Source organism: Streptomyces sp. CB01881 (genome assembly GCF_002953255.1).
In the GTDB taxonomy this organism is placed as follows: domain Bacteria; phylum Actinomycetota; class Actinomycetes; order Streptomycetales; family Streptomycetaceae; genus Kitasatospora.
Map to the genome: position 1 here is coordinate 6,788,245 of NZ_CP026498.1, position 25,608 is coordinate 6,813,852.

The 25,608-nt window shown below is 71.3% G+C and carries 19 protein-coding genes; 8 read left to right on the forward strand and 11 right to left on the reverse strand.

The features are described from left to right. Positions 1–281: 281 nt before the first annotated feature. Both murJ and C2142_RS19450 read right to left on the reverse strand, forming a co-directional pair. Entirely contained in the window at positions 282–2,843 is a 2,562-nt protein-coding gene (gene murJ, locus C2142_RS19445) for a murein biosynthesis integral membrane protein MurJ (RefSeq protein WP_148643836.1), read from the reverse strand. 58 nt (positions 2,844–2,901) lie between these two features. After that, a complete protein-coding gene (locus C2142_RS19450; protein WP_153882799.1) occupies positions 2,902–5,370 on the reverse strand; it encodes a DUF6049 family protein in 2,469 nt (822 codons plus the stop codon). Positions 5,371–5,748: 378 nt separating this feature from the next. On the opposite strand from C2142_RS19450, the gene C2142_RS19455 reads away from it, so the two are divergent. Further along, positions 5,749–7,173 (forward strand): CCA tRNA nucleotidyltransferase, encoded by a 1,425-nt coding sequence (locus C2142_RS19455; RefSeq protein WP_148644885.1) that lies wholly within the window; start codon positions 5,749–5,751, stop codon positions 7,171–7,173. Between the two features lie 98 nt (positions 7,174–7,271). Here C2142_RS19455 and C2142_RS19460 read toward each other — a convergent pair whose 3' ends face one another. The 5 genes from C2142_RS19460 to C2142_RS19480 all read right to left on the reverse strand — a co-directional run bounded on the left by C2142_RS19460 (position 7,272) and on the right by C2142_RS19480 (position 12,486). After that, positions 7,272–8,300, reverse strand: coding sequence for a hypothetical protein (locus C2142_RS19460; RefSeq protein ID WP_148643837.1), 1,029 nt, complete (start codon positions 8,298–8,300; stop codon positions 7,272–7,274). 52 nt (positions 8,301–8,352) lie between these two features. Then, complete coding sequence (locus C2142_RS19465) at positions 8,353–9,018, reverse strand: hypothetical protein (RefSeq protein WP_148643838.1); 666 nt, start codon at positions 9,016–9,018, stop codon at positions 8,353–8,355. Between the two features lie 97 nt (positions 9,019–9,115). Next, the gene (locus C2142_RS19470; RefSeq protein WP_241002665.1) at positions 9,116–10,453 is read right to left on the reverse strand and encodes an MFS transporter; all 1,338 of its coding nucleotides are present in this window, start codon (positions 10,451–10,453) and stop codon (positions 9,116–9,118) included. A gap of 121 nt (positions 10,454–10,574) precedes the next feature. Continuing rightward, positions 10,575–11,657 carry an inositol-3-phosphate synthase gene (locus C2142_RS19475; RefSeq protein WP_148643840.1) on the reverse strand — a complete coding sequence of 361 codons (1,083 nt, stop codon included), beginning with the start codon at positions 11,655–11,657 and terminating at the stop codon, positions 10,575–10,577. Positions 11,658–11,784: 127 nt separating this feature from the next. Beyond that, positions 11,785–12,486 (reverse strand): PadR family transcriptional regulator, encoded by a 702-nt coding sequence (locus C2142_RS19480; RefSeq protein ID WP_148643841.1) that lies wholly within the window; start codon positions 12,484–12,486, stop codon positions 11,785–11,787. Between the two features lie 353 nt (positions 12,487–12,839). On the opposite strand from C2142_RS19480, the gene C2142_RS19485 reads away from it, so the two are divergent. Together C2142_RS19485 and C2142_RS19490 are read left to right on the forward strand one after the other, a co-directional pair. Next, positions 12,840–15,491 carry a transglycosylase domain-containing protein gene (locus C2142_RS19485; protein ID WP_241002666.1) on the forward strand — a complete coding sequence of 884 codons (2,652 nt, stop codon included), beginning with the start codon at positions 12,840–12,842 and terminating at the stop codon, positions 15,489–15,491. 161 nt (positions 15,492–15,652) lie between these two features. Further along, on the forward strand, positions 15,653–17,257 hold the full coding sequence (locus C2142_RS19490; protein ID WP_148643842.1) for a glycosyltransferase 87 family protein: 1,605 nt from the start codon (positions 15,653–15,655) through the stop codon (positions 17,255–17,257). Between the two features lie 6 nt (positions 17,258–17,263). On the opposite strand, the gene C2142_RS19495 is transcribed toward C2142_RS19490, so the two are convergent. The 3 genes from C2142_RS19495 to C2142_RS19505 all read right to left on the reverse strand — a co-directional run bounded on the left by C2142_RS19495 (position 17,264) and on the right by C2142_RS19505 (position 19,977). Then, positions 17,264–18,298, reverse strand: coding sequence for an alanine racemase (locus C2142_RS19495; protein WP_148643843.1), 1,035 nt, complete (start codon positions 18,296–18,298; stop codon positions 17,264–17,266). A gap of 46 nt (positions 18,299–18,344) precedes the next feature. Further along, positions 18,345–19,463: a peptidoglycan bridge formation glycyltransferase FemA/FemB family protein gene (locus tag C2142_RS19500; protein ID WP_148643844.1), complete on the reverse strand. Its 1,119-nt coding sequence runs from the start codon at positions 19,461–19,463 to the stop codon at positions 18,345–18,347. Positions 19,464–19,680: 217 nt separating this feature from the next. Further along, on the reverse strand, positions 19,681–19,977 hold the full coding sequence (locus C2142_RS19505) for a hypothetical protein (RefSeq protein WP_148643845.1): 297 nt from the start codon (positions 19,975–19,977) through the stop codon (positions 19,681–19,683). Positions 19,978–20,276: 299 nt separating this feature from the next. Here C2142_RS19505 and rpsF point away from each other — a divergent pair, with 299 nt between their 5' ends. From rpsF to rplI, 4 genes are all read left to right on the forward strand, one after another. Continuing rightward, positions 20,277–20,567: a 30S ribosomal protein S6 gene (rpsF, locus tag C2142_RS19510; RefSeq protein ID WP_148643846.1), complete on the forward strand. Its 291-nt coding sequence runs from the start codon at positions 20,277–20,279 to the stop codon at positions 20,565–20,567. Between the two features lie 96 nt (positions 20,568–20,663). Then, the gene (locus C2142_RS19515; protein WP_148643847.1) at positions 20,664–21,263 is read left to right on the forward strand and encodes a single-stranded DNA-binding protein; all 600 of its coding nucleotides are present in this window, start codon (positions 20,664–20,666) and stop codon (positions 21,261–21,263) included. A 79-nt stretch (positions 21,264–21,342) separates the two neighbouring features. Next, entirely contained in the window at positions 21,343–21,579 is a 237-nt protein-coding gene (gene rpsR / locus C2142_RS19520; protein ID WP_030304537.1) for a 30S ribosomal protein S18, read from the forward strand. Positions 21,580–21,596: 17 nt separating this feature from the next. Next, positions 21,597–22,043 (forward strand): 50S ribosomal protein L9, encoded by a 447-nt coding sequence (gene rplI / locus C2142_RS19525; protein ID WP_148643848.1) that lies wholly within the window; start codon positions 21,597–21,599, stop codon positions 22,041–22,043. An 86-nt stretch (positions 22,044–22,129) separates the two neighbouring features. Here the strand turns inward: rplI and C2142_RS19530 are convergent, their stop codons facing one another. Then, positions 22,130–23,458: an MATE family efflux transporter gene (locus C2142_RS19530; RefSeq protein ID WP_148643849.1), complete on the reverse strand. Its 1,329-nt coding sequence runs from the start codon at positions 23,456–23,458 to the stop codon at positions 22,130–22,132. A gap of 471 nt (positions 23,459–23,929) precedes the next feature. Between C2142_RS19530 and dnaB the strand changes: the two genes are divergently transcribed. Then, positions 23,930–25,525, forward strand: a complete 1,596-nt coding sequence (gene dnaB, locus C2142_RS19535) for a replicative DNA helicase (protein WP_174315664.1) — start codon at positions 23,930–23,932, stop codon at positions 25,523–25,525. The last annotated feature ends 83 nt before the right edge of the window (positions 25,526–25,608 follow it).

Here is a 25,608-nt window from a genome sequence, read left to right on the forward strand (position 1 = left end):
CCGGCCTGAGAGAGTCGTTGGAGCGGACCGGGCCGAGGCCCTGTGCTCCAGGACAATTGTGCCCACTCTTCTCCACCGGGTACGACCGCTGAAAGGTCCGCGTGGTTGCGCGATGGTGGAGAGATGTGGTGCAGATCCGGCACTGGGCCGCCGCTCCGGGCCCGGGAGGACCCGGGGTGCGGAGGGCGGCCCAGCACCAGCCCCGATGGGGCGGAGAACCCCGTCCGTCCGGTTGACGCCCGGTCAGGGCGGTGGCCGGGACGGCCGGTTGGTACGGCGGGTCAGCGGCCCAGTCGGCCGCGGACCATGCCCAGCATGGCGTTCAGCTCCTCGATCCGCAGCTTCTTCGCGATCAGCACGAAGACGGCGAGCTGGAGGCCGCCGGCCAGGACGATGGTGAGCACACTTCCCAGCCAGCCGCCGAGGACCTGCTGGACCGCCAGGCTGACGCCGACCCCGACCAGCGCGGCCGGCACGCAGGCGGCGATCAGCCGGGCGTAGGACTTGCCGATCCGCTTGGTGTCCAGCCCGCCGATCTTCTTCTTCAGCTTGGGCACCGCCACCGTCACTCCGACGGCGTACGCGAGACCGTAGCCGAAGGCCATTCCGACCACCGTCCACTCGGCGGGCAGCAGGAACCAGCAGGCGAGCGAGAAGACGGCCTGGCAGGCCGCCACCCAGACGGTGTTGGAGAACGGCGTCCGGGTGTCCTCGTAGGCGTAGAACCCGCGCAGCATCACGTACTGCGCCGAGTACGGGATCAGGCCCAGGGCGAAGGCCGAGAGCATCAGACCCACGTTGGTCGCGCTGTCGAGGGCCGTCTCGCTGCCGCCCACCGCGTAGATGGCACGGCCGATCGCCGGCCCGAGGGACAGGAAGAGGAAGGCGCCCGGGACGACCGCCACCGCCGTGGTCCGCAGCCCGTACGAGATGTCGTCGCGCACCGCGCCGGCGTCGTCGTCGGCGGCGGCCCGGGAGAGCCGGGGGAGCACCGCGCTCATCAGGGAGACGACGATGACGGCCTGCGGGAGCTGCCAGATCAGCAGGGCGTTGGAGAAGGCGGCCAGGCCGACGCCGTTGTGGCCGCCCTTCTCCGCGGCGCTGCCGGCCGCGGTCGCCAGCTGGGTGATGACCAGGTACCCGGCCTGGTTGGCGAGGACGAAGAAGAACGTCCACTTGGCGAGCCGGGCGGCCTTGCCCAGGCCGTGGCCGCGCCAGTCGAAGCGCGGCCGGAAGTGGAAGTCGGCGGCCCGCAGGTACGGGATCATCGCGAGCGACTGGACGACGAGGCCGACCAGGGTGCCGATGCCGAGCAGCCGGACGCCCTCGGGGCTGATGCCCTCCGGGGTGACGTGGGTTTCGCCGAAACCGCCGTAGACCCAGATGTAGGCGCCGAAGGTGAAGATCACCACGATGTTGTTGAGGACCGGGGTCCACATCATCGCGCCGAACCGGCCCCGGGCGTTGAGGATCTGGCCCATCACCACGTGGATGCCCATGAAGAAGATGGTCGGCAGGCAGTACCGGGCCAGCGCCACGGTGGTGTCCGCCCGGGCCGGGTTCGCCATCATCGGGTGCGAGATCAGCTGCACCAGCAGCGGGGCACCGGCGACGGCCAGCAGCACCACGGCGCCGAGGCCGACCATCACCAGGGTGAGCAGCCGGCTGGCGTAGGCGGTGCCGCCGTCCGCGTCGTTCTTCATGCTGCGGACCAGCTGCGGCACGAACACCGCGTTCAGGGCGCCGCCGCCGATCAGGATGTAGAGCAGGGTCGGCAGGGTGCCCGCCGCGTTGTAGGAGTCACCCATGATGCCGACGCCGATCGCGGCCGTGATCACCATGGTCCGGACGAAGCCGGTACCGCGGGAGACCAGGGTGCCGGCCGCCATGATGGCGCTGGAGTTGAGCAGGCTGGCGACCTTGCCGCCGCCGGCCGCCGGAGCGGGCGCCGCGGGGGCGTGCTCCTCGGCCGCCAGGTCCTCCAGCGGCTCCACCGCGGGCGGGATCTGGACCGCCGCCACCTGCATGGTGGCCTCCTCCTCGGAGAGCGGCGGGTCGAACTCGATCGGCGGGACGAAGACGGACGGGCGCTGCCCGTCCTGGCCGTTCGGGCCGCCCGGGTGGCCGTGCCCGCCCGGACCGCCCGGTCCTCCCGGACCGCCCCGGTACGCGTCGGCCGGGGGGAACGGCGCGGACGAGGGGTGCGGCGCGGGGGCGACGGGCGGCTGGGCGAGCAGGGGCTGGACCTGCGGCTGCTGGACCGGGGGCTGCTGGGCGGGCGGCCGGACCTCGGCGGCCGGGTCGGCGAGGCCGGTCCGGCCGCCGCCGAACAGCGCGTCGACGCCCACGTACTCGGTGGACTCGGAGTCCCAGGCCGAGTGCGCCGGGCCCGGCTGCCACTGCTGGTGCCCGTGCTGCTGCTGCTCGTGCTGCTGACCCTGCTGCGGTCCGGCCCACTGGCCGCCGACCGGTGCGGGCCGCTCCCACGCGGAAGGGGCGTCCGGCCAGTCCGCCGCCGGCTCCTGCGGCGGGGTGTCCCAGCCGGGCTGCACCGGCGGGACGGGCGGGGCGAACGACGCCGGCGGCACCGGCGTGGGGTAGCCGCCGCCCTGCGGCGGAAGCTGCGGCGGCACGTCGTACGCGGCGGCCTGCTGCTGCGGCGCGGCGGGCCGGGCGGCCCGCAGGCCGTACGGGTCCTGGCCGTCCTCGGGGCCCTGGTACGCATCGGCCGCGTACGGGTCCTGGGAGTAGGTGTCGGCCACGTACCAGTCGCCGGACGGCGACTCGGCGCCCGGCCGGCCCTCACCACGGCCCGGCGGCCGCTCCTCGCTGCGCCCGGTCATGTCACCTCTTCGCTGTCGTGGGGGAGGCCGACCCGGCATCGGGCGGGTGTCGGCGGTATCAAGGACCAACCTTCTCATTGCCGACGGCCCGATCCCGGCCATCTGCGGTGCTGGCGCGCGGTGTCTGCCCGTCGCCGTCGGGTTCCCCTCCCCCGGCGGGGCCGGTGCCCCGCCCCCCGGTCTCCGCGGCGCCGGCCCCGGCGCCGTCCCGGTCCCCGGCCCCGGCGTCGTCCGCCGGGTCGTCGGCGAGCGGGGCGTCGCCGACCGGCTCGCCGTCGTCGCCGTTCTCCGCGCGGCGCTTGCGCTGGCGGAAGAAGCGCAGCGCCGCCAGCAGGAGCAGCACCAGGCCGCCCCCGAAGACGTAGAGCACGCCGTTGGTCACCGAGGTGACCTCCACCGTGAACGTCTGCGCCGTGCCGTACAGCTGCGGGTTAGGCCCGGTGGTCCAGAGCTCGGCGGTCACGGTCACCGGACCGTTGTTCTGTGCCTCGGCGGGGAAGCGCAGGGTGACGCTCTGCGAGGCGGGCAGCACCAGCTCCTCGGCCGGGTGGATCTTGAGCCGGTTGGCCTGGGTCGGGCGCAGCACCAGCTTGAGGTTGGTGACCGGCTGGGTCAGGTCGTTGCGGACGCTGACCTGGAGCACGCCGGTGTCGCCGGCGAAGGTGATGGAGGTCTTCTGCGGGACGTTCACCGCCTTGATCAGCTCGTCGAGGTAGGCGTCGACCCCCTGCCGGTAGAGGGCGCCGGCCGGGGCCTCGGTCCGCCACTCGGTCGACATCGACCGGACCATGGCGGCGCTGAACGGGCCGCGCACCCGCTGCGGCAGGGTCAGGACGCGCATCAGCATGTCCAGCTTGGACTGGATGCCGGTGGTGTCGGTCAGCGCCGAGGACGGCAGCTCCGAGGCCCGGGCCTGCGCCGGGTAGTCGGTGGCGGCCGGGACGCTGCCGTTGGCCTTCGGGTCGGCGGGGCCCTGGGCGAGCACGTCCAGCTTGACCGGCTCCACCCACTTGCCGGCCTGCGCCGCCTGCACGGCGGTGGCCAGCACCCTGGCGGTCTCGGCGCTGAGCCCGCGCGGCGGCATGACCATCAGGCCGCGCGGGTTCTGCGGCTCCTGCCGGGAGATCACGAAGGTCTCGGCGAGGAAGCGCTGCACCGCCAGGGTCTGTGCCTGCGGGGTGTTGAGGTCACCGGCGAACAGGTCCGAGACCTCCTCGTCGGCCACCACCGCGGTCTGCCCGTTCCCGATCGGCCGGACCGCGTTCGGGGTGTACTTCAGCGAGTCGGGCTCCGGCAGGCTCGCGCCGTTCACCAGCAGCAGCCCGCTGCCGACGCGCTGGGCCATGCCCGCGATCTGCTGGTCCAGGTACCCCTGGTACGGCCAGGCGACGTCCGAGCGGGTGTCCACCGCGAGCCGGCCCTCGACGGTCAGCCGGCCGGCCGTGGCCGCCTTGCCGAGCGCGGTGTCCACCCCCTGGAGCTCGGCGGCGTTGTGCGCGATCGAGGCGAGGTCCGGGTCGGCGTACGGCAGCGCGACCACCTGGCTGCCGTTCTTGGCCACCGCGGCCCGCAGCTTCTCCAGCCAGGCCGTGGCGGCGGCCGTGCCGGTGCCGTCGACCGTGTTCTCCTCCTTCGCCGCCTTCTTCTTGCTGTCGCCGATGCCGGGCTTCTGCACCCGGTACCGCTTGGTCATCGCGAACGCGGTGTCCAGCAGGTCGGGGTCGATCACCCAGGTCAGGCCGTTCAGCGACGAGCCGGTCTCGACCAGCTCGTACAGCCGGCCGCCCGGCGCGAACTCGGCCGCCAGGCTGTCGTCGCGCAGCACCGGGATGGTCAGGTCGTTGTCGGACATGGTCTGCGCGACCAGCACCGGCGCGTGCACCAGCGGCCAGAGGGTGGTGACCTTGGACGGCTGGGCCTCGGTCGGCGTCGGGTCGTACGGCAGGAAGGTCCGGGCGATGCCCAGCGCCCGGTCGCGCTGGTTGTCCGCGGTCGAGCCCCAGACGTCCACCGCCAGCTCGTAGACGCCCTCACCGGAGAGCTGGAGGTCGCTCACGGCGACGCTCAGGGTGTACGGCTGGCTCTGGCCCGGGCCGAGCTCGTTGAGCGCGTACTGCGGGCTCTCCAGGGCGACGCCGTCCCAGCTGGACGGGTTGGTCCGGCCGACGACCGAGGCCAGCTCGCTGCGCGTGGTCAGCGGCTTGCCCCCCGCCGGCTTGCGGACCGCCGCGTGGGCGGACTTGAGGACGGACCTGCCGCCGTTGGTGATGTGCCCGGAGATCGTCACGGTGCCGTTCGGAACGGCCACCGGCTTGTTCACCGACTCGATGGTCATCGCCACCGGGTACTCCGCGGAGACCCCGGACTCGGCGGCCGGGCGGGTGCCCCCGGCGGGCAGCGCGGCGGCCGGCAGCGCCGGGAGCAGCACCAGCGCGGCGCCCAGCGCGGCGGCGAACCGCCGTACGGTCCGCGCCGTGCGGCGCCCGGGCAGGCGGTCGTCCCCGGCTCGCTCGCTACGCCCGCTCATGCGCTACGCCCTCGCTCATGGGCTTCGCCCTCGCCGTTCTCGATCGCTTGCTGCTCGATGCTGTGATGCCGCGGACTCCCCGCCCGCCGGGAGGGCCGGCCGGGTGGATCAGCGGTGGAGAAACGCGACCGGGCATGGCCCGGCCGACCGTACTGGCACGCGGCACCGCTGCCCCTCGTCGGTGCCCGCGACCCGCTCCACCGGCATGGTAACGATGCAGCCGGGGGTGCAGTGTTGCGGGCCTTGGGGTGAGCACCGGAAAACGCGCGGGCGGCGGGGCCGCCGGGGCACGTACCCTTGTGAGCCGTGTCCACTGCCAATGAGCCCCACGAGTCCGGCGTCCATCATTCCAGCACCGCCACCCAGGTCGTCCCAGGCCTGAGCGAGGCGCAGGCCCTGGGTCTGCAGGAGCTGCTGCGGGTGTCCCCGGTCGCCGACGAGATCGCCCGCCGCTTCCAGGCGGCCGGTCACCGGCTCGCGCTGGTCGGCGGCTCGGTCCGGGACGCACTGCTCGGCCGGCTCGGCAACGACCTGGACTTCACCACCGACGCCCGTCCGCAGCAGATCCTCAAGCTGGTCAAGGGCTGGGCGGACGCCGTCTGGGACGTCGGCATCGCCTTCGGCACGGTGGGCGCGCGCAAGGACACCCCGGAGGGGTCCTTCCTGATCGAGATCACCACGTACCGCTCCGAGGCGTACGACCGCAGCTCGCGCAAGCCCGAGGTGACCTACGGCGACACCATCGAGCAGGACCTCGTCCGGCGCGACTTCACCGTCAACGCGATGGCCGTCGACCTGCCCGGCCGGGGCTTCGTCGACCCGCACCGCGGTCTGGAGGACCTGGAGGCCCGGGTGCTGCGCACCCCCGCCACCCCCGAGGAGTCCTTCTCCGACGACCCGCTGCGGATGATGCGGGCCGCCCGCTTCGCCGCCCAGCTGGACTTCGAGCCGGCCCCCGAGGTCGTCGCCGCGATGACCGCGATGGCCGAGCGGATCACCATCGTCTCGGCGGAGCGGGTCCAGGCCGAGCTGAACAAGCTGCTGCTGGCCGCCCACCCGGTGAAGGGCCTGCGGCTGCTGGTCGAGACCGGGCTGGCCGGCCACGTGCTGCCCGAGCTGCCGGCGCTCCAGCTGGAGCGGGACGAGCACCACCGGCACAAGGACGTCTACGAGCACTCGCTGACCGTCCTGGAGCAGGCCATCGACCTGGAGCAGGACGGCCCCGACCTCACCCTGCGGCTGGCGGCGCTGCTGCACGACATCGGCAAGCCGCGCACCCGCCGCTTCGAGTCGGACGGCCGGGTGTCCTTCCACCACCACGAGGTGGTCGGCGCCAAGATGACCCGCAAGCGGATGCGCGAGCTGAAGTACTCGAAGGAGCTGACCGAGGACGTCTCGCGCCTGGTCGAGCTGCACCTGCGCTTCCACGGCTACGGCGGCGGCGAGTGGACGGACTCGGCGGTGCGCCGCTACGTCACCGACGCCGGGCCGCTGCTGGAACGCCTGCACAAGCTCACCCGCTCCGACTGCACCACCCGCAACCGCAAGAAGGCCGCCGCGCTCTCCCGCACCTACGACGGGCTGGAGGAGCGGATCACCGAGCTGAGGGCGCAGGAGGAGCTGGACGCCGTGCGTCCGGCGCTGGACGGCAACCAGATCATGGAGCTGCTGGAGCTCAAGCCGGGCCCGCAGGTCGGCAGGGCGTACAAGCACATGCTGGAGCTGCGCCTGGAGCACGGCCCGATGGAGCACGACGAGGCCGTCGCCGCGCTGCGTGCCTGGTGGGCCGCCCAGCAGGGCTGATCGCCGACGCATGCGGAAGGGGTGGCTCCGGAATTCCGGGGCCACCCCTTCCCTGTGTTCCACGTGCGTCGCGGCGGGCCGTCAGCCCTTGAGGCCGCTCAGGTGCCGTTGATCCCCTTCAGGCAGAGCACGTAGCTCAGTGCGGCGGAGGACGAGGTGCGCGTGTAGCTGCTGTCCGATTCGGGCACGTTGTCGCAGGCCTTGTCGTCGCTGGTGGCGAGCAGCTTGCGGAGCACCTTGTACTGGGCGCGCGAGTCGCTGCAGGGCAGCATGGTGATCCGCGGGTTGGGGTCGTGGGTCGCGGAGGTGCCGTTCTCGTTGCGCAGGCAGTCGCCGACCTTGGCACTGTCGATGTCGTCCGCCACCTTGCTCGGCGCGGCCGGGGTGGAGGGCTTCGCAGCGCCCGGGGTGGTGATCTCCGGGATCGGCGGCAGCGAGAACGACGGCATCGGGGGCATGGTCACCGCGCTCGGCGTGGGGATCACGATCGGGTGGTACGGCCTGGAGTTGTTGTCGTGGTTGTTGTTCAGCAGGGCGCCGGTGGCGAGCAGCACGATGAGCGAGATGATCCAGAGGACCGGCAGCAGCAGCATCAGCGCGTGCGGCCGCCTCATCAGCGGGGCGCCCGGGTCGAGCTGGGGGCCGTGCGTGCCGGGGGCCGGCGGCGGCAGGTCCTTGATCTTGTTGTGCGCGGCGAGGTTCCGCAGCAGGGTGACCAGCGTGAAGATCGAGCCCAGGTAGCTCCACCAGCCCTGGACCATCGTGCGGGCCGACATGTCGCGGACCATCGCGGTGCCGCAGGTGCGGCAGAACGGTCCCGGCTGCCTCAGGAACCGCATGATGATGATGATGCCCTGGTGCCCGCGGACGGTGGTGTCCACGGCCGGGAAGCCGCCGCAGAACCGGCAGACCGGTCCGCCGTGCGGGGCCTGCGGGGCGTAGCCGGCCTGCTGGGGTGCGGCCGGGTAGCCGTAGCCGGGCGGGGCGGCCTGCGGCGGCACGCCGTACCCGGGCGCGGCCGGCGGGGGTGCGGCCGGGTAGCCGTAGCCGGGCTGCTGGGCGCCGTACGGGTTGCCGGCGGCGTACGGGTTGCTGTTGTCGGCGGGCGGAGGCGCGCCGTACGGCATCTGGGGCGGTGGAACGGACAAAGGGTCCCCCGGGGAAGGTGGGTCGAAAGGGTCAGGACTTCTTGGCCGGCGGCACGCCGGGCGACAGCGGGCCGAGGCAGAGGACGTACCGCTTCTTGTTCCAGCGGCGGCCGCTCTTGCCGGAGACCGTGCTGGTGGTTCCGGCGGTCTGCTTGCAGCGGTTGGTGTCGGTGGTGCCGGAGAACGTCGCCAGCACCTTGTAGTTCGCCTTGGCGTCGGTGCACTTGACGATCTCGACGTCACGCGAGCCGCTGGCCTTGACGCAGTCGCCGGCCTTGGCGCTGCTGACGCTCGGACCGCTGACGAAGTAGCCGACGATCAGCGCGATGCCACCGAGCACACCACCGACGATCTTCAGCTTGGCCTTGCCGCTGGTCCTCTTCGCAGGCCCGGCCGGCATCGGTGCCGTCGGTTGCTGCCCGTACGGCGCCTGCTGCCCGTACGGGGGTTGCCCGTAGGGCGGCTGCCCCCCGGGTGGCGGTCCGTACGGGGACTGCTGCCCGTACGGGGGAGCGAGCGGGCCGGGCGGGGGCGCGGCCGGCTGGCCGTACGCCGGGGGCTGTCCGTAACCGGCCGGGACCTGCTGGGGCCCGCCGTACTGCGGAGGCGGAGCACCGTACGCCTGGGGGGCCGGCGGCGGCGCCTGCGGGTAGCCGTACTGGGGCGGCGGCCCGTAGGGGCCGGGCGGTGTGCTCATCAGGTTGTCCCCCGAGACAGAGTGCTGTCGCTCCGACAGATCTGACGTACCTTAGCGACTCGCGCGGACGCCGCCGGTTTCGAGGGGGCGCAGCCTCTCAGACCGCCTGGTCACCGGGGAGCGGGCCGGTGCGCCGCGCCGCCCGCAGGTAGAGGACGGCGGCGAGCGCGTACACCAGGGCCACGCCGCCGACCACCACCACCGATCGGCCGGAGAGCGGCAGCACCAGGGCCGTCACCAGGGCGGCCGCCACGAAGGCGACGTTGAACAGCACGTCGTAGATGGCGAAGACGCGTCCGCGGTAGTCGTCCTCCACCGACTCCTGGACCACGGTGTCGGCGCAGATCTTGGTGCCCTGGGTGACCACGCCGAGCAGCAGCGCCGCGATCAGGCACGGCACCAGCGAGAATCCCAGGCTGAGCGCGGGCACGAAGACGACCGGGGCCACCAGGCAGAGCGTCATCCAGCCGGCCAGCCCGAACCGCCGCGTGCACCAGGGGCTGATCACCGCCGCCACGAAGAAGCCGGTCGCGGAGAGGCCGACCGCCTGGCCCAGGGTGGCCAGCCCGGCCGAGCTGTCGGCGGGGTCGTTGAAGGTGTAGCGGGCGAGCATCACCACCACGACGATCAGCACGCCGTAGCAGAACCGGGCGGCGGTGACGGCGGCCAGCGCGTGGACGGCGGGCCGGCAGTCCCGCACCAGGTGGGTGACGGCCGCGCCCAGGTCGCGGGCGGCCCGGGCCAGTGCCTGGCGGAGCGCGGGGCGGTCCGGGTGGTGCTCGGGGCCGAGGAGGTCCCGGTGCATCCGGCGGGCCGCCAGCGCCGCCGAGAGGTAGAGGACGGCGGCGACCGTGACCAGCGCCGCGTCGGCCCTCGGCCCGGGGGGCATCACCTGGTGCAGGACGAAGCCCACGCCGCCGCCGACGGCCGCGGCGACCGTCCCCAGGGTGGGGGAGAGCGCGTTGGCGGTGACCAGCTGCCGCTGGCGTACCACCCGGGGCAGGGCTGCGGAGAGGCCGGCCAGGATGAACCGGTTGAGCGCGGTGACCAGCAGCGCGGAGGCGAAGAAGAGCCAGGTCGGCGCCTCGGCCAGGAGCAGCGCCCCGGTGACCAGGCCGAGCCCGAACCGGGCCAGGTTGCCGTAGAACAGCACCTGGCGGCGGCGCCAGCGGTCCAGCAGCACCCCGGCGAACGGGCCGATCACCGAGAACGGCAGCAGCATCACGGCCAGCACCGAGGCGATGTCGGCGGGGGAGGACTGCTTCTCCGGGGAGAAGACCACGTAGGCGGCGAGCGAGACCTGGAAGACGCCGTCGGAGAGCTGGGAGAGCACCCGCGCGGTCAGCAGCCGGCGGAAGTCACGCCCGCGGAGCAGGTCGAGGAGCGTGGCGCGCTGCGCGGTCTGGTGGGTGTTGCCGTTCTCCGTGATCGCCACCCGCCCAGACTGCCATGGAACCGGCCTGTGTTTCACGTGAAACATTCGCCGGGAAAGGTGAACGGGCCCACGGTCGAAGACCGTGGGCCCGTTCAGGCCGTACGAGCGATCAGCCCGTGGCTCAGCGCTCGACCTCGCCGCGGATGAACTTCTCGACGTTCTCCTTGGCCTCGTCGTCGAAGTACTGGACCGGCGGGGACTTCATGAAGTACGAGGACGCCGACAGGATCGGGCCACCGATGCCGCGGTCCTTGGCGATCTTCGCGGCGCGCACGGCGTCGATGATGACACCGGCGGAGTTCGGGGAGTCCCAGACCTCGAGCTTGTACTCCAGGTTCAGCGGGACGTCACCGAAGGCACGGCCCTCGAGGCGGACGTACGCCCACTTGCGGTCGTCCAGCCACGCCACGTAGTCCGACGGGCCGATGTGGACGTTGTTGGCGCCCAGCTCGCGGTCGCGGATCTGCGAGGTGACGGCCTGCGTCTTGGAGATCTTCTTGGACTCCAGGCGCTCGCGCTCGAGCATGTTCTTGAAGTCCATGTTGCCGCCGACGTTCAGCTGCATGGTGCGCTCGAGGATGACACCGCGGTCCTCGAACAGCTTGGCCATCACGCGGTGCGTGATGGTGGCGCCGACCTGGGACTTGATGTCGTCACCGACGATCGGCACGCCGGCCTCGGTGAACTTGTCCGCCCACTCCTTGGTGCCCGCGATGAACACCGGCAGGGCGTTCACGAAGCCGACCTTGGCGTCGATGGCGCACTGGGCGTAGAACTTGGCCGCGGCCTCGGAGCCCACGGGCAGGTAGCAGACCAGGACGTCGACCTTCTGGTCCTTGAGGACCTGGACGACGTCGACCGGGGCCTCGTCGGACTCCTCGATGGTCTCCCGGTAGTACTTGCCCAGGCCGTCGAGGGTGTGGCCGCGCTGGACGGTGACGCCGGTCGGCGGCACGTCGCAGATCTTGATGGTGTTGTTCTCGCTGCTGCCGATGGCGTCGGACAGGTCGAAGCCGACCTTCTTGGCGTCGACGTCGAAGGCGGCGACGAACTCCACGTCACGGACGTGGTAGTCACCGAACTGGACGTGCATCAGCCCGGGGACCTTGCCGGCCGGGTCGGCGTCCTTGTAGTACTCGACACCCTGCACCAGCGACGAGGCGCAGTTGCCCACGCCCACGATGGCTACGCGAACCGAACCCATTCCGGTTGCTCCCTGTGATCTCATGAGGGCCGCCGGGCCTCGGCGGCACTCGTCCTGCTTCTTCGATGACTGCTTTGACGGGCGCGAGGCGCCCACTCCTGCCGCGCGGCACAGGGCTTGCGCGGTGTCAGCGCTCCTGGGCGGAGCGCCCCGGGCGGTCGTACGGTGGCCCGGGCGGATCCGGGGATCCGGCCTCCTGGCCACGGCCGTCCGAAGTCTTGTCGGGTCCTGCGGTGTCCGGGCCGCCGGTGGACGGCCCGGTGCGGCCGGTGCGGTTGGCCCGCTCGGTCTCGATCAGCTCGTTGAGCCACCGGACCTCGCGCTCGACCGACTCCAGGCCGTGCCGCTGCAGTTCGACGGTGTAGTCGTCGAACCGCTCGCGCGCCCTCGCGAGCGAGTTGCGCATCCGCTCCAGTCGCTCCTCCAGCCGGCTGCGGCGCCCCTCCAGGACGCGCATCCGTACGGCCCGGTCGGTCTGGCCGAAGAACGCGAAGTGGACGCCGAAGTGCTCGTCCTCCCACGCGTCGGGGCCGGAGTCGGCGAGCAGTTCCTCGAACCGCTGCTTGCCCTCGGGGGAGAGCCGGTAGACGATCTTGGACCGCTTGCCGTTCAGCGCGGTGGCCGGGACGTACTCGACGTCCGGGTTGTCCTCGACCAGGAAACCCTGGGCCACCAGGCTCTTCAGACACGGGTAGAGCGTTCCGTAGGAGAACGCGCGGAACGAGCCGAGCAGGACGTTGAGCCGCTTCCGCAGCTCGTACCCGTGCATCGGTGCGTCATGGAGCAGGCCGAGAACGGCGAACTCCAGCACTCCTGAGCGCCTGCCCAATGCCGTCGTCCTCCTTCCCCTCGGCCGGTCCGTGACCCGCCGTCTCCGGCGGTATGCCGCTCCGATGTATCGGCTCGATATATCGAGAACAGTAAACCGGGGTCCCCGGCTGGGCAAGGGGGGCACGCGTGAATGTGATCACAAGGCGACGCGCGGGTGTGCTTGGCAACGGGCGTGTAATGATCTGCCGCCGTTTTGCGGCCATTGGCACTTGATGCCCGATTAGTTGCGATTCTCGGCTGCGTACGCTGTCGCGTGTGCACGAGGACCACCTCCGGGGTTAGGGCGGTTACGGGCATTCGGACGTGAACCCTGCCTTCAGGCTCGACGGCCTGGCGAGGAGTAGCTGGAACATGAGCGAACGACGGCGCAGGTCGCCCAACGACGGGCAGCCCCCGGGCGACAGCGGCCGACCGGGCGGATCCGGGGGCGACGAGCTCAGCTCGGGCGGCCTCGGTCGCAGGCGCCCCCCGGGCGTCCGCGAGACCGCCCAGCAGCCCCGGATGACGCGTGCCGAGATGCGCAAGGCGGCCCAGAAGGTCGGCAAGCGCGGCGGCGCCGAGAGTGCCGGTACGGGCGGCGGCGAGGGCGGCAGGCCCGGCAAGAAGCGGTTCATCGACTACCCGCGCTTCGGCAAGGAGGGCTTCCGCCGCTGGCTGCCGTCCTGGCGGCAGTGGCTGACCGCGTTCCTGGTCGTCTTCGCGGCGTGCGTCGGCACGGTCTTCTTCGTCTACCAGAGCACCACGATCCCGCCGCTGAAGGATCTGGTGAAGGACCAGAACAACATCTACTACTGGGCCGACGGCACGGAGATGACCCGCAAGGGCGAGACCAACCGGCAGATCGTCGAACTCGCGGACATCAGCCCCAACCTGCAGAACGCGGTCATCGCGGCGGAGAACGAGACCTTCCGCACCGACAGCGGCATCGACCCGAAGGGCATGGCGCGGGCGCTCTACAACATGGCCAAGGGCGGCGAGACGCAGGGCGCCTCGACCATCACCCAGCAGTACGTGAAGAACGCCTACCTCAGCCAGGAGCAGACGCTCGACCGCAAGGTGAAGGAGTTCTTCATCACCCTGAAGCTCAATCAGGAGTACGAGAAGCCCGAAATCCTGAAGGGCTATCTGAACACCAGCTGGTTCGGCCGCGGAACGGGCGCGCAGGCCGCCGCCCAGGCGTACTACGGCGTCAACGCCAAGGACCTGGACCTCTGCCAGAGTGCGATGCTGGCCGGCCTGCTCAAGGGCGCCAACCTGTACGACCCGAGCATCAAGGGCAACCACGAGCGCGCCGAAGACCGGTGGAACTGGATCCTCAAGCGGATGGTGGAGACGAAGAACGCCACCCCCGAGGAGCGTGCCAAGTGCACGACCTTCCCCGAGCCGATCAAGAAGGTCCCGCCGAGCAACATGAACGGCCAGATCAGCTACCTGGTCGACATCGCCAACCGGTACGTCACCTCGAAGGACTCGTCGATCAACCAGCAGGCGCTCGACAAGGGCGGCTACAAGATCTACACCACCTTTGAGAAGGACAAGGTCGACGCCCTCAAGAAGGCCGTGGACGACGTCAAGGGCGAGACGCTCAACGTGCAGAAGCGCCCGGACAACGACAACTTCGTCCAGTTCGCCGCGGCCAGCATCCGCCCCGGTGACGGCGCGCTCGTCGCGATCTACGGCGGCGACGGCGTCGAGAACCAGCACTTCGACAACAACGCCGACGCCCAGGGCGTCCAGGTCGGCTCGACCTTCAAGCCCTTCGTGCTCGCCGCGGCGATGCAGGTCGGCGTGCAGACCGAGACCGAGAACGGCAAGCCCAAGCGGATCAACGCCGACAGCCGCTACCTGGCCGACGACCTCTCCGAGATCCGCAAGCCCGACGGCTCGCTGGTGATGGGCGACGACGGCAAGCCGTACCGGCAGAAGAACGAGGACAAGCGCAAGCCCGGCTACGTCTCGCTGCGCCAGGCCATGCAGTGGTCGTACAACGTGCCGTTCGTCCAGCTCAACCAGGACGTCGGCGGCCAGCAGGTGGCCGACATCGCCGAGGCGATGGGCGTGCGCAAGGAGAGCTTCGTCGACACGAAGACCGCGACCTTCCCGCTCGGCACCTCCGGCATCAGCCCGATCCGGATGGCCGACGCCTACGCCACCCTCGCGGCCAGCGGCAAGCAGACCGACCCCTACTCGGTGACCAAGGTCGAGTGGCAGGGCACCGCCCGCGCCGGCTTCGCCAAGCCGGCGGCGAAGCAGGCGCTGGAGGCGGTCGTCGCGGACAACGTCACCGACGTGCTGGTGAACGTGGCGAAGAACGGTACCGGTAAGAACAGCAACCTGCTGGGCCGCCCGGTGGCCGGCAAGACCGGTACCACCGACCAGAACAAGTCGGCCTGGTGGGTCGGCTACACCCCGCAGCTGGCCACCAGCGTCGCGATGTGGCGCGAGGACCCGACCAAGCACGAGCGGCTCTCGCTGAACGGCACCGGCGGCAAGGACTCGGTCCACGGTGGTGACACCCCGACCGACATCTTCACCCGGTACATGAAGGCGGCGCTGGCCAACGAGAAGAAGATGGACTTCCCGACCCCGCAGCCGGTCGGCAGCCAGGTCGACTCCTCCGGCGCCCCGAGCACGGCGAGCCCCACCACCTCGCCCTCGGCCACCGAGACCATGGCGACCACCCCGCCGGACGCCGGCGCGCCCCAGCCCCCGGTGCCGACCACGACCCAGGGCCCGTCCTGCGTCCCCGGCGTGGACTGCCCGGGCACGGTGCCCACCCCGTCCGCGACCAAGACCAACCCGGGCGGTGGCGGCGGCAACGGCGGTGGCAACGGCGGCGGTGGCGGTGGCGGCTCCTCGCCGACCTGCCTCATCCCGGGGCTGTGCGGCTCGACCCAGCCGTCGCCGTCCTCGTCCTCCGCCAGCCCCTCCAGCAGCAAGCCGGGCAAGCCGACCACGTCGTCGTCGGCGACCCCGGGCGGCGGCGGGCAGGCGGCACCCTGACGCACCGGGAGGCGCTCGGACGCGCCGACTCGTGGTGAACGGCGGTGGCGGTCCTCTTCGGAGGGCCGCCACCGCCGTTTCGTCACGATTGGCCGGTTCGGCCGGAAGCCGCTCAGGGGGCCTCCTCGTCCAGCAGGGGGAGGTGCGGCAGGATGTCCGGCATGACGTCGAGCGCTCCTGACGAATCCGTCGGCCAGATCGGGCCCATCGAGGCCGCCGGGGTGGCTCCCGCAGCGCCCGGCACGGCCCCCGCCGCCCCCGAGGTGGCCGCGCCACCGGCCAACACCGTGGTCGTCCCGGCGGACGAGGACCCGGTCGCCGCGGCCGGCAGCGAGGTGATCGGCGGCCCGCCCGGCCGGCGCGCGCTGCTCGGCGTCTCCTGGTGGATCCCGGCGCGCTTCCTGGCGCTGGTGGTGATCGTGGTCTCGGTGCTGGGCATGGCGCAGAAGCTGCCCTGCTACGACGGCGCCTGGTTCCAGCCGGGGTCGCCGCAGTACATCCACGCCTGCTACAGCGACATCCCGCACCTGTTCAGCGGGCGCGGCTTCGCGGCCGGGCTGCACCCGTACGTGGACCGGATCCCGGGCACCTCCGGCGATCTGCAGTACCTCGAGTACCCGGTGCTGACCGGTCTGTTCATGCAGGTCGCGGCCTGGCTGACGCCCGGCGGCGGCACCCAGCAGAGCCAGGAGCAGTGGTTCTGGGCGATCAACGCCGGCCTGCTGATGGCCTGCGCGGTGGTCGCGGTGGTCGCGGTCTCCCGGACCCACCGGCGCCGTCCGTGGGACGCCCTGCTGTTCGCGCTCGCTCCCGGCCTGCTGCTGAACTCCACCGTCAACTGGGACCTCCTGGCGGTCGCGCTGGCCGCCGTCGCGCTGGCCTGGTGGGCCGGATCGCGGCCGGTCTGGGCCGGTGTCTTCATCGGCCTGGCCGCCGCCGCCAAGCTCTACCCGCTGCTGCTGCTCGGCCCGCTGGTGATGCTCTGCTGGAGGGCCGGCAAGTGGCGCGAGTGCCGGGCGCTGCTGGGCGGCGCGGTCGGGGCCTGGCTGCTGGTGAACCTGCCGATCATGCTGGCCAACTGGCAGGGCTGGTCGACCTTCTACGTCTTCAGCAAGCACCGCAAGGAGGACTACGGCTCCTTCTGGCTGATCCTGATGCAGACCCGGGGCGTGGGGCTGGAGAACCTCGACCTCGTCATCGGGGTGCTGATGGTGCTCGGCTGCCTGGGGATAGGGTGGCTCGCCCTCTCGGCGCCCCGCCGCCCGCGCGTCACGCAGCTGGCCTTCCTGGTGGTGGCCGCGTTCGTCCTGGTCAACAAGGTGTACTCGCCGCAGTACGTGCTCTGGCTGATCCCGCTCGCGGTGCTGGCCCGGCCGCGCTGGCGGGACTTCCTGATCTGGCAGGCCTGCGAGGTGCTCTACACCCTGGGCATCTGGTCCCACCTGGGCTTCGTCACCGGGCCCAAGCAGCACGGGATCGGCGACTCCTGGTACCACTTCGCCATCGTGCTGCACCTGCTCGGCACGCTCTACCTGGTCGTCATGGTGATCCGCGACGTGCTGCTGCCGGACCGCGACCCGGTGCGCTGGGACGGCAGCGACGACCCGTCCGGCGGGGTGCTCGACCAGGCCCCGGACGTCTTCGTGCTCGGCAACGCCCGGCAGCTGCGCGAGGAGGCCAGCTACGCCGGGTACGCGCCGGCCGGTCCGGAGCAGTGGCTCGACGAGCCGCACGCCCCGGAACCGGCCGACAGCACCAGGCCGTAGCGGCGGCTAGCGGTCCACCACGCGGTCGAAGTGCGTGGTGGTGTGCCGGACCTGGAGGATCAGCTCGTCGCCGACCGCCGGCGGCTTGGTCTCGCCGTCCAGGAGGAGCAGCGAGACCTGCATGTGCGGCGGCTCGGCGAACCAGAGCTGCTTGCCGGCCCAGTTGAACGGCGACTTGGTCTTGTTGACCGTCGCCAGGCCGGCCCGGGCGATCCCCTTGGCCCGCGAGGACATGCCCTGCACGTACTTGGGCGCCTCCAGGCCGATGCCGTGCGCGGTGCCGCCGGCGACCACCAGCAGGTGGCCGTCGGACGGCGCCGGGTGCTGGCGGTAGCCGTAGCGGTCGCCCTTGGCGACCGGGGTGACGTCCAGGACCGTCGCCCGGACCTCCAGGGCGCCGTGGTCGCCGAGCCAGAGCCGGGTACCGATCCGGGCCCGGAAGACGGTGTCCGGGTAGCGCCGGCCCAGCTCCTCCATGCCCGCCGCGCCGAGGTGGCTGACGAACACGGTGTGCACCGGCACCCCGGCCGCCCGGGCGGTGTCCACCCAGTGGGCGACCTCGTCCACCGAGGAGGAACCGTCCGGCCGGTCCATCGGCAGGTGCAGCGCCAGACCCTCGAAGGAGACGCCCTCCAGCTCGGCCGCGACCACCGGGAGGTCGGCCGCGCTCACGCCGTGCCGGCGCATGGTGGTCATGCACTCCAGCACCACCCGGGAGCCGCGCAGCGCGCGCAGCCCGTCCAGGTTCGCCACCGTCCGGATCACCCGGGCGTGCGGCAGCGGCAGGACCTCCTCGCCGACCCGGTAGGGGGTGAGGACCAGCAGCTCGCCGCCGTACCAGTCGGCCGCGTCGGCCGCCTCGTACGCGGTGCCGACGGCCAGCACACCGGTGCCGAGGAGGGTCGCCTCCTCGGCCAGCCGGTGGTTGCCCAGGCCGTAGCCGTTGCCCTTCGCCACCGGCACCAGGCCGGGGAACTCGGCCAGGACGGAGCGCTGGTGGGTGCGCCAGCGTTCGGTGTCGAGATAGAGCGACAGCGTCATCGGGTCATCTCCCAGAGGGTGTTGGGCACGGCGGGGCGCGGGCTGCTCAGCGGCGCGACATGTAGAGGTCGAGTGCCTTGTGCAGCAGCTTGTTGAGCGGGAAGTCCCACTCGCCGAGGTACTCGGCGGCCTGGCCGCCGGTGCCGACCTTGAACTGGATCAGGCCGAACAGGTGGTCGTCCTCGTCCAGGGTGTCGCTGATGCCGCGCAGGTCGTACACGCCGCCGCCGAGCGCGTACGAGTCGCGCATCATCCGCCACTGGATGGCGTTGGACGGCTTGACCTCGCGCTTGTGGTTGGCCGAGGCGCCGTAGGAGTACCAGACGTGCTCGCCGACCACCAGCATCGTGGTCGCGGCCAGCGGCTCGCCCTCGTGGTAGGCGATGTAGAGCCGCATGCGGTTCGGGTCCTCGGCGGTGAGCGCCTTCCACATCCGCTGGAAGTACGACAGCGGGCGCGGGGTGAACTTGTCCCGCTCGGCGGTCACCAGGTAGAGCTGGTGGAAGATCGGCAGCTCGTCGTAGCCGCCCTGGACCACCTCGACGCCGCTCTTCTCGGCCTTCTTGATGTTGCGCCGCCAGAGCTGGTTGAAGCCCTTCTGGATGTCGTCCAGCGAGCGGTTGGCCAGCGGCACCTGGAAGACGTAGCGCGGCTGGACGTCGCCGAAGCCGGCGCCGCCGTCGTCGCCCTGCAGCCAGCCGGCCTTGCGGAGCCGGTCGGCCACCTCGAAGGCGCGCGGCTCGTACCAGTCGGCCTCGACGTCGCGCAGGCGCTTGGCCTGCTTGGCGGCGATGGCCTCCTTGATGGTCGGCGCGTTCCAGCGGCGGATCACCACCGGCGGGCCCATCTTCACCGAGAACGCGCCCTGCGACTTCAGGTGCGCCAGCATCGGCGTGAGCCAGCGGTCCAGGTCGCGGTCGAACCAGTCGATGACCGGGCCCTCGGGCAGGTACGCCAGGTAGCGCTTGAGCTTCGGCAGCTGCCGGTAGAGCACCAGGCCGGCGCCGACGATCTGGTGGGAGTCGTCGATCCAGCCGATCGACTCCGAGCGCCATTCGGCCTTCACATCGCCCCAGGACGGCACCTGCATGTGGCTGGCCGAGGCGCGGCTCCTGATGAAGGCGAGGTGCTCCTCGCGGGTGATCGTCCTCAGGCGCAGGCTCATGCTCGGTGCTCCTCGTCGGTCGGGCTCGGTGGGGCCCCAGGTTCTCGGGGGTGACTTTATCCTCCGGGGCCCGTTCGGCTGCGGGCGCGGCAGCGCCCCCGCCGGGTACCTGTCTCCATCAGGTAGGTACGCGACGGGGGCGCCGAGGGTTCCTCGTGGGGCGGACGGGGCCGTTTCTGTCGGGCGCAGCGGGCCGGCGGACCGGCCGGTGGGAGGGTCAGCCCAGGAAGCCGCCGCGGGCGATACCCAGGTAGAGGCCCCACGCGGAGGCGACGACCGTGATCATGAGGACGAAGCGCTCGGCCGTGGTGACGGAGACGAACTGTCCCCAGAGGCCGGTGACGATGCCGAAGAGCCCGGTCCACGCGCTCACTGCGTGGAGGCCGTGGAAGAACGAGGTCGTGAAGGCCACCACGCCCAGGACGGCGGTGATGCCGACCAGGGTGTTCTCCCGGGGGTGCCGGTGGCCGTCGGTGTTCAGGGTGAGCGGGAGCCCGTGGATGGTCAGAGCCATGAGTCCTACCTCCTGGCGAGGAGACGAACGAGCAGGAAACCCGTTCCGTCCAGATTGCGGCGGTTGGGTGGGGATCACAACCCCTATGCGTTTTGTTCGTCCGTCCGAGTGCAGGTAGGCTGTGCCGTCTGCACTGGTGTAGTTGTGCCCCCTTACGCCCTCTTCCGGGTCGGCGGGGCCCGATTGTCGGACCCGGCCGTTACGGTGGCCGGTGTCGTCACTACTCCGGTGCCGACGCTGCACAACCCTCCTGCCACGGAGAGACCGTGGCCGCTGAGTCCAAAGGAGGTGGGTTACTCATGCGTCACTACGAGCTGATGGTCATCCTCGACCCCTCGGTTGAGGAGCGCGCTGTCGCCCCCCTGATCGAGAACTTCCTCACCGTCGTCCGCAACGGCGGCGGCAAGGTGGAGAAGGTCGACACCTGGGGCCGTCGCCGTCTGGCTTACGAGATCAACAAGCAGTCCGAGGGCATCTACTCGGTCATCGACCTGAAGGCCACGCCTGAGGTCGTCAAGGAGCTCGACCGCCAGCTTGGCCTGAGCGAGTCGGTTCTGCGGACCAAGGTCCTGCGCCCGGACACCCACTGAGCCACCTCTGAGGCCCTCGGGCCTCGGGTAGCTCGCGTCCGCTGTTTCACGTGAAACAGCGGTGAACGGAACTCTTCCGGAGAGGTCATCACCACCATGGCAGGCGAGACCGTCATCACCCTCGTCGGCAATCTCGTCGACGACCCCGAGCTGCGCTTCACCCCGTCGGGTGCGGCGGTCGCGAAGTTCCGCATCGCGTCCACCCCCCGCACCTTCGACCGCCAGACGAACGAGTGGAAGGACGGCGAGAGCCTCTTCCTCACGTGCAACGTCTGGCGGCAGCCGGCGGAGAACGTGGCCGAGTCGCTGCAGCGCGGCATGCGCGTCATCGTGCAGGGCCGACTGCGCCAGCGGTCTTACGAGACCAAGGAAGGCGAGAAGCGGACGGTCTTCGAGGTCGAGGTCGACGAGGTGGGCCCGAGCCTGCGCTCGGCGACCGCGAAGGTCACCCGGGCCAACCGGTCCGGCGCTCCCGGTGGCGGCGGCTTCGGCGGCGGCCAGCAGGGCGGCGGCCAGGGCGGTAACTGGGGCGGCGGTGGCGGCCAGCAGGGCGGCGGCTGGGGTGGCAACTCCGGCGGCCAGTCCGGCCCGTCCGACGACCCGTGGGCGTCCAGCGCTCCCTCTGGTGGCAACCAGGGTGGCGGCAGCTGGGGTGCCCCGTCCGGTGGCGGCTTCTCGGAAGAGCCCCCGTTCTAAGAGCTGACAGATTTCGTGCGGCCCGGCGGCCGGCGTCGTGAGACGCCTGCCGGGCCGTGAACCCCAAATGGAGCACACAATGGCGAAGCCGCCTGCTCGCAAGCCGAAGAAGAAGGTTTGCGTCTTCTGCAAGGACAAGGTCAACTACGTTGACTACAAGGACACGAACCTGCTGCGGAAGTTCATCTCCGACCGCGGCAAGATCCGTGCCCGCCGGGTCACCGGCAACTGCACCCAGCACCAGCGTGACGTCGCCACGGCCGTGAAGAACAGCCGTGAGATGGCGCTGCTGCCCTACACCAGCACCGCGCGCTAAGAGAGGGTGACCAAGTAATGAAGATCATCCTCACGCACGAGGTGCCGGGTCTCGGCTCCGCCGGCGAGGTCGTCGAGGTCAAGGACGGCTACGGCCGCAACTTCCTGGTCCCGCGTGGCTTCGCCATCCGCTGGACCAAGGGTGGCCAGAAGGACGTCGACGCCATCCGTCGCGCCCGCAAGATCCACGAGATCCAGACCCTTGAGGCCGCCACCGAGGTCAAGGGCAAGCTGGAGGGCGTCCAGGTCAAGCTGGCCGTTCGTTCCGGCGAGGCCGGCCGTCTGTTCGGCTCGGTCACCCAGGCCGACGTCGTCGAGGCCATCAAGGCCGCCGGCGGCCCGGCTGTGGACAAGCGCGCCGTCGCGATCGCCTCGCCGATCAAGACCGTGGGCACCCACAAGGTCTCGGTCAAGCTGCACGCCGACGTCCAGGCCAACCTCGACGTCGCCGTCGTCGCTGCCTGAGTTCCGTAGCAGTGGCCCGAGGGCCGGTCTCCCCTTCCGGGGAGACCGGCCCTCGGTCGTTCCCGCCGTCCGCGGCCCGTGGCGGTTCAGGCCCGCACGGCGCCGGTCACCAGCCACTCGCCGCCGCGGGCCCGCCAGGCCAGGAAGCCGCCGCGGACCAGCATGAAGAGGTTCATCGCCCACCAGAGCCCGGCCAGCCCGGTGCCGCTGGCCGGCACCGCGAAGGCCACCGGGGCGAAGACGGCCAGCGTGGCGAGCATCGCCCAGGCCAGGTAGGTGCCGTCCCCGGCGCCCATCAGCACGCCGTCCAGCACGAAGACCAGGCCGGCGACCGGCTGGCAGAGCGCGAGCAGCAGCAGGACGGTGTTCAGCTGCGCCTGGACCGCCGGGTCGGGGGTGAACAGCGGGACGTAGAGCGGCCGGGCGGCCACGACCAGCAGGCCGAGCACCAGACCGGAGCCGACGCCCCACTCGATCATCCGCCGGGTGGCCGCCTTCGCCCCCGGGACGTCCTCGGCGCCCAGGTAGCGGCCGATGATGGCCTGGCCGGCGATCGCGATGGCGTCCAGCGCGAAGGCGATGAAGAGGAACACCGTCATGGCGATCTGATGGGCCGCGATCTCGTCGTCGCCGAGGCCCGCCGCCACGGCGGTGGCGATCATCAGGATGGCGCGCAGGCTCAGCGTGCGGACCATCAGCGGGCCGCCGGCCCGGGCACAGGCCCGGATGCCGGCCGCGTCCGGCCGCAGCGAGGCGCGCTCCCGGCGGGCCCCGCGCACCACCACGAACAGGTAGGCGCCGGCCATCCCGGTCTGCGCCAGCACCGTGCCCCAGGCCGAGCCGGCCACGCCGAGCCCGGCGCCGTAGACCAGGCCGGCGTTCAGGCCGAGGTTGGCGGTGAAGCCCGCCACGGCGACCAGCAGCGGGGTCCGGGTGTCCTGGAGCCCGCGCAGCACGCCGGTGGCGGCCATCACCATCAGGATCGCCGGGATGCCGAGAGCGCTGATCCGCAGGTACGTCACGGCGTACGGCGCGGCGGTGGCCGAGGCGCCCAGGACGTCGGCCACCCACGGCGCCAGCAGCAGGGTCAGGGCGACGACGCCGGCCGAGAGCGCCAGGGCGAGCCAGATGCCGTCGATCCCCTGCTGGACGGCGGCGCGGCGGTCCCCGGCGCCGATCCGGCGGGCGACCGCCGCCGTGGTGGCGTAGGCGAGGAAGACGAAGACCCCGGTGGCGGTGGTGAGCGCGGCCGAGGCGACGCCGACACCGGCCAGCTGCGCGGTGCCGAGGTGGCCCACGATGGCCGAGTCGGCCATCAGGAACAGCGGCTCGGCGACCAGGGCGCCGAAGGCCGGGACGGCGAGGGCGAGGATCTCCCGGTCGTGCCGGCGGCGGTCGGTGGTGGGGACGGTCATGCGGTCAAGGCTACTCATCCACAGGTAATGAGCGCCAGCCGGTTTGAGGTGTTACTCGAAATCCTGAGCGACGGCTGCGGTGCGGTGTGTGTCCACGGCCACCCGGGTGTGTGTGAAGAATTTCTCATGCACAGCCCCGGGAAGGGGTAATCGCAGGTCAGCTGGTTGACGGTGGACTGATGGTCTGGTTATCCACAGGTCTTTCCACAGGGGTGTCCACAGGTTTGCGGCACTTCTCCACAGTCTCGGGGTACTCGTCCACACCCCCTGTGGATAACCGTCTTGGCCGAAGGGCTCCCGGCGCCTTAGCGTGGGCTTTCCGGCCGACACTCCCGCCCCGCCCCGGCGTCCGATTCGTCGGTGCGGTGGCTGTAGAAATGCGGTGGCGCACCATGGGAAGCGCGGCCTCGCTCCACCCAGCCACCGGCAAGGCCCGCTCCAACTCGCACCACTGCTGATCGGGGAACACGCGTGACCGGCCCCCAGTACGACGACCACGACGCCCCGCCGCCGGAGGAGGACTGGCCCACGGCCGAGGACCCCTTCCCCGCCGGAGCCTTCGCCGACGCGCCGTTCCCGGACGGCCCCGGCGACCGGCTTCCGGTCTCGCGCGGGCGCGGCAACGGCGGCGGCCAGGGCGGCGGCCAGGGCGGTTTCCAGAAGGGCGGCAAGGGCTCCGGAGGCTTCCAGCGCGACGGCAAGCGGCGCCAGGGCGACGACGAGCGTCCCGAGGGCGTCGACGGCTTCGAGCGGGTCCCCCCGCAGGACCTCGCCGCCGAGCAGTCCGTCCTCGGCGGCATGCTGCTCTCCAAGGACGCCATCGCCGACGTCGTCGAGGTGCTCAAGCCGGCCGACTACTACCGGCCCGCCCACGAGCTGATCCACGGCGCGATCCTCGACCTCTACGCCCGCGGCGAGCCGGCCGACCCGATCACCGTGGCCGACGAGCTGACCAAGCGGGGCGAGCTCGCCAGGGTCGGCGGCCCGGGGTACCTACACACCCTGGTCAACTCCGTCCCGACCGCGGCCAACGCCGAGTACTACGCCGAGATCGTCCACGAGCGCGCGGTGCTGCGCCGGCTGGTCGAGGCCGGCACCCGGATCGCCGGCATGGGCTACGCCGCCGAGGGCGACGTCGACGAGATCGTCAACGCGGCCCAGGCCGAGATCTACGCCGTCACCGAGCAGCGCACCAACGAGGACTACGCGCCGCTCGCCGACATCATGGAGGGCGCCCTCGACGAGATCGAGGCGATCGGCTCCCGCAACGGCCAGATGTCCGGCGTCCCGACCGGCTTCGCCGACTTCGACCAGCTGACCAACGGCCTGCACCCCGGCCAGATGATCGTCATCGCCGCCCGTCCGGCCATGGGCAAGTCCACCCTGGCGCTGGACTTCGCCCGGGCCTGCTCGATCCACAACAAGCTGCCGAGCGTGATCTTCTCGCTCGAAATGGGGCGCAACGAGATCGCCATGCGTCTGCTCTCCGCCGAGGCCCGGGTCGCCCTGCACCACATGCGGTCCGGGAACATGACGGACGACGACTGGACGCGGGTCGCCCGCCGGATGCCGGACGTCAGCGAGGCGCCGCTCTTCATCGACGACTCGCCGAACCTGTCGATGATGGAGATCCGCGCCAAGTGCCGCCGGCTCAAGCAGCGCAACGACATCAAGCTGGTCGTCATCGACTACCTCCAGCTGATGCAGTCCGGCGGCTCCCGCCGGGCCGAGAACCGTCAGCAGGAGGTCTCCGACATGTCGCGAAACCTGAAGCTGCTGGCCAAGGAGCTGGAGGTCCCGGTGATCGCGCTCTCCCAGCTGAACCGTGGTCCCGAGCAGCGCACCGACAAGCGGCCGATGGTCTCCGACCTGCGTGAGTCCGGCTCGATCGAGCAGGACGCCGACATGGTCATCCTGCTCCACCGCGAGGACGCGTACGAGAAGGAGTCCCCGCGCGCGGGCGAGGCCGACCTGATCGTCGCCAAGCACCGAAACGGTCCGACGGCCACCATCACCGTGGCTTTCCAGGGTCACTATTCCCGCTTTGTCGACATGACGAGGGACTGACCGTTTCCTGCCCCAGTCCCGTTGCAGGGCAAGGAAATTGGCTTTGTTTCGTACCCGGGCCTTCTGTACGCTGTGCGAGCGTT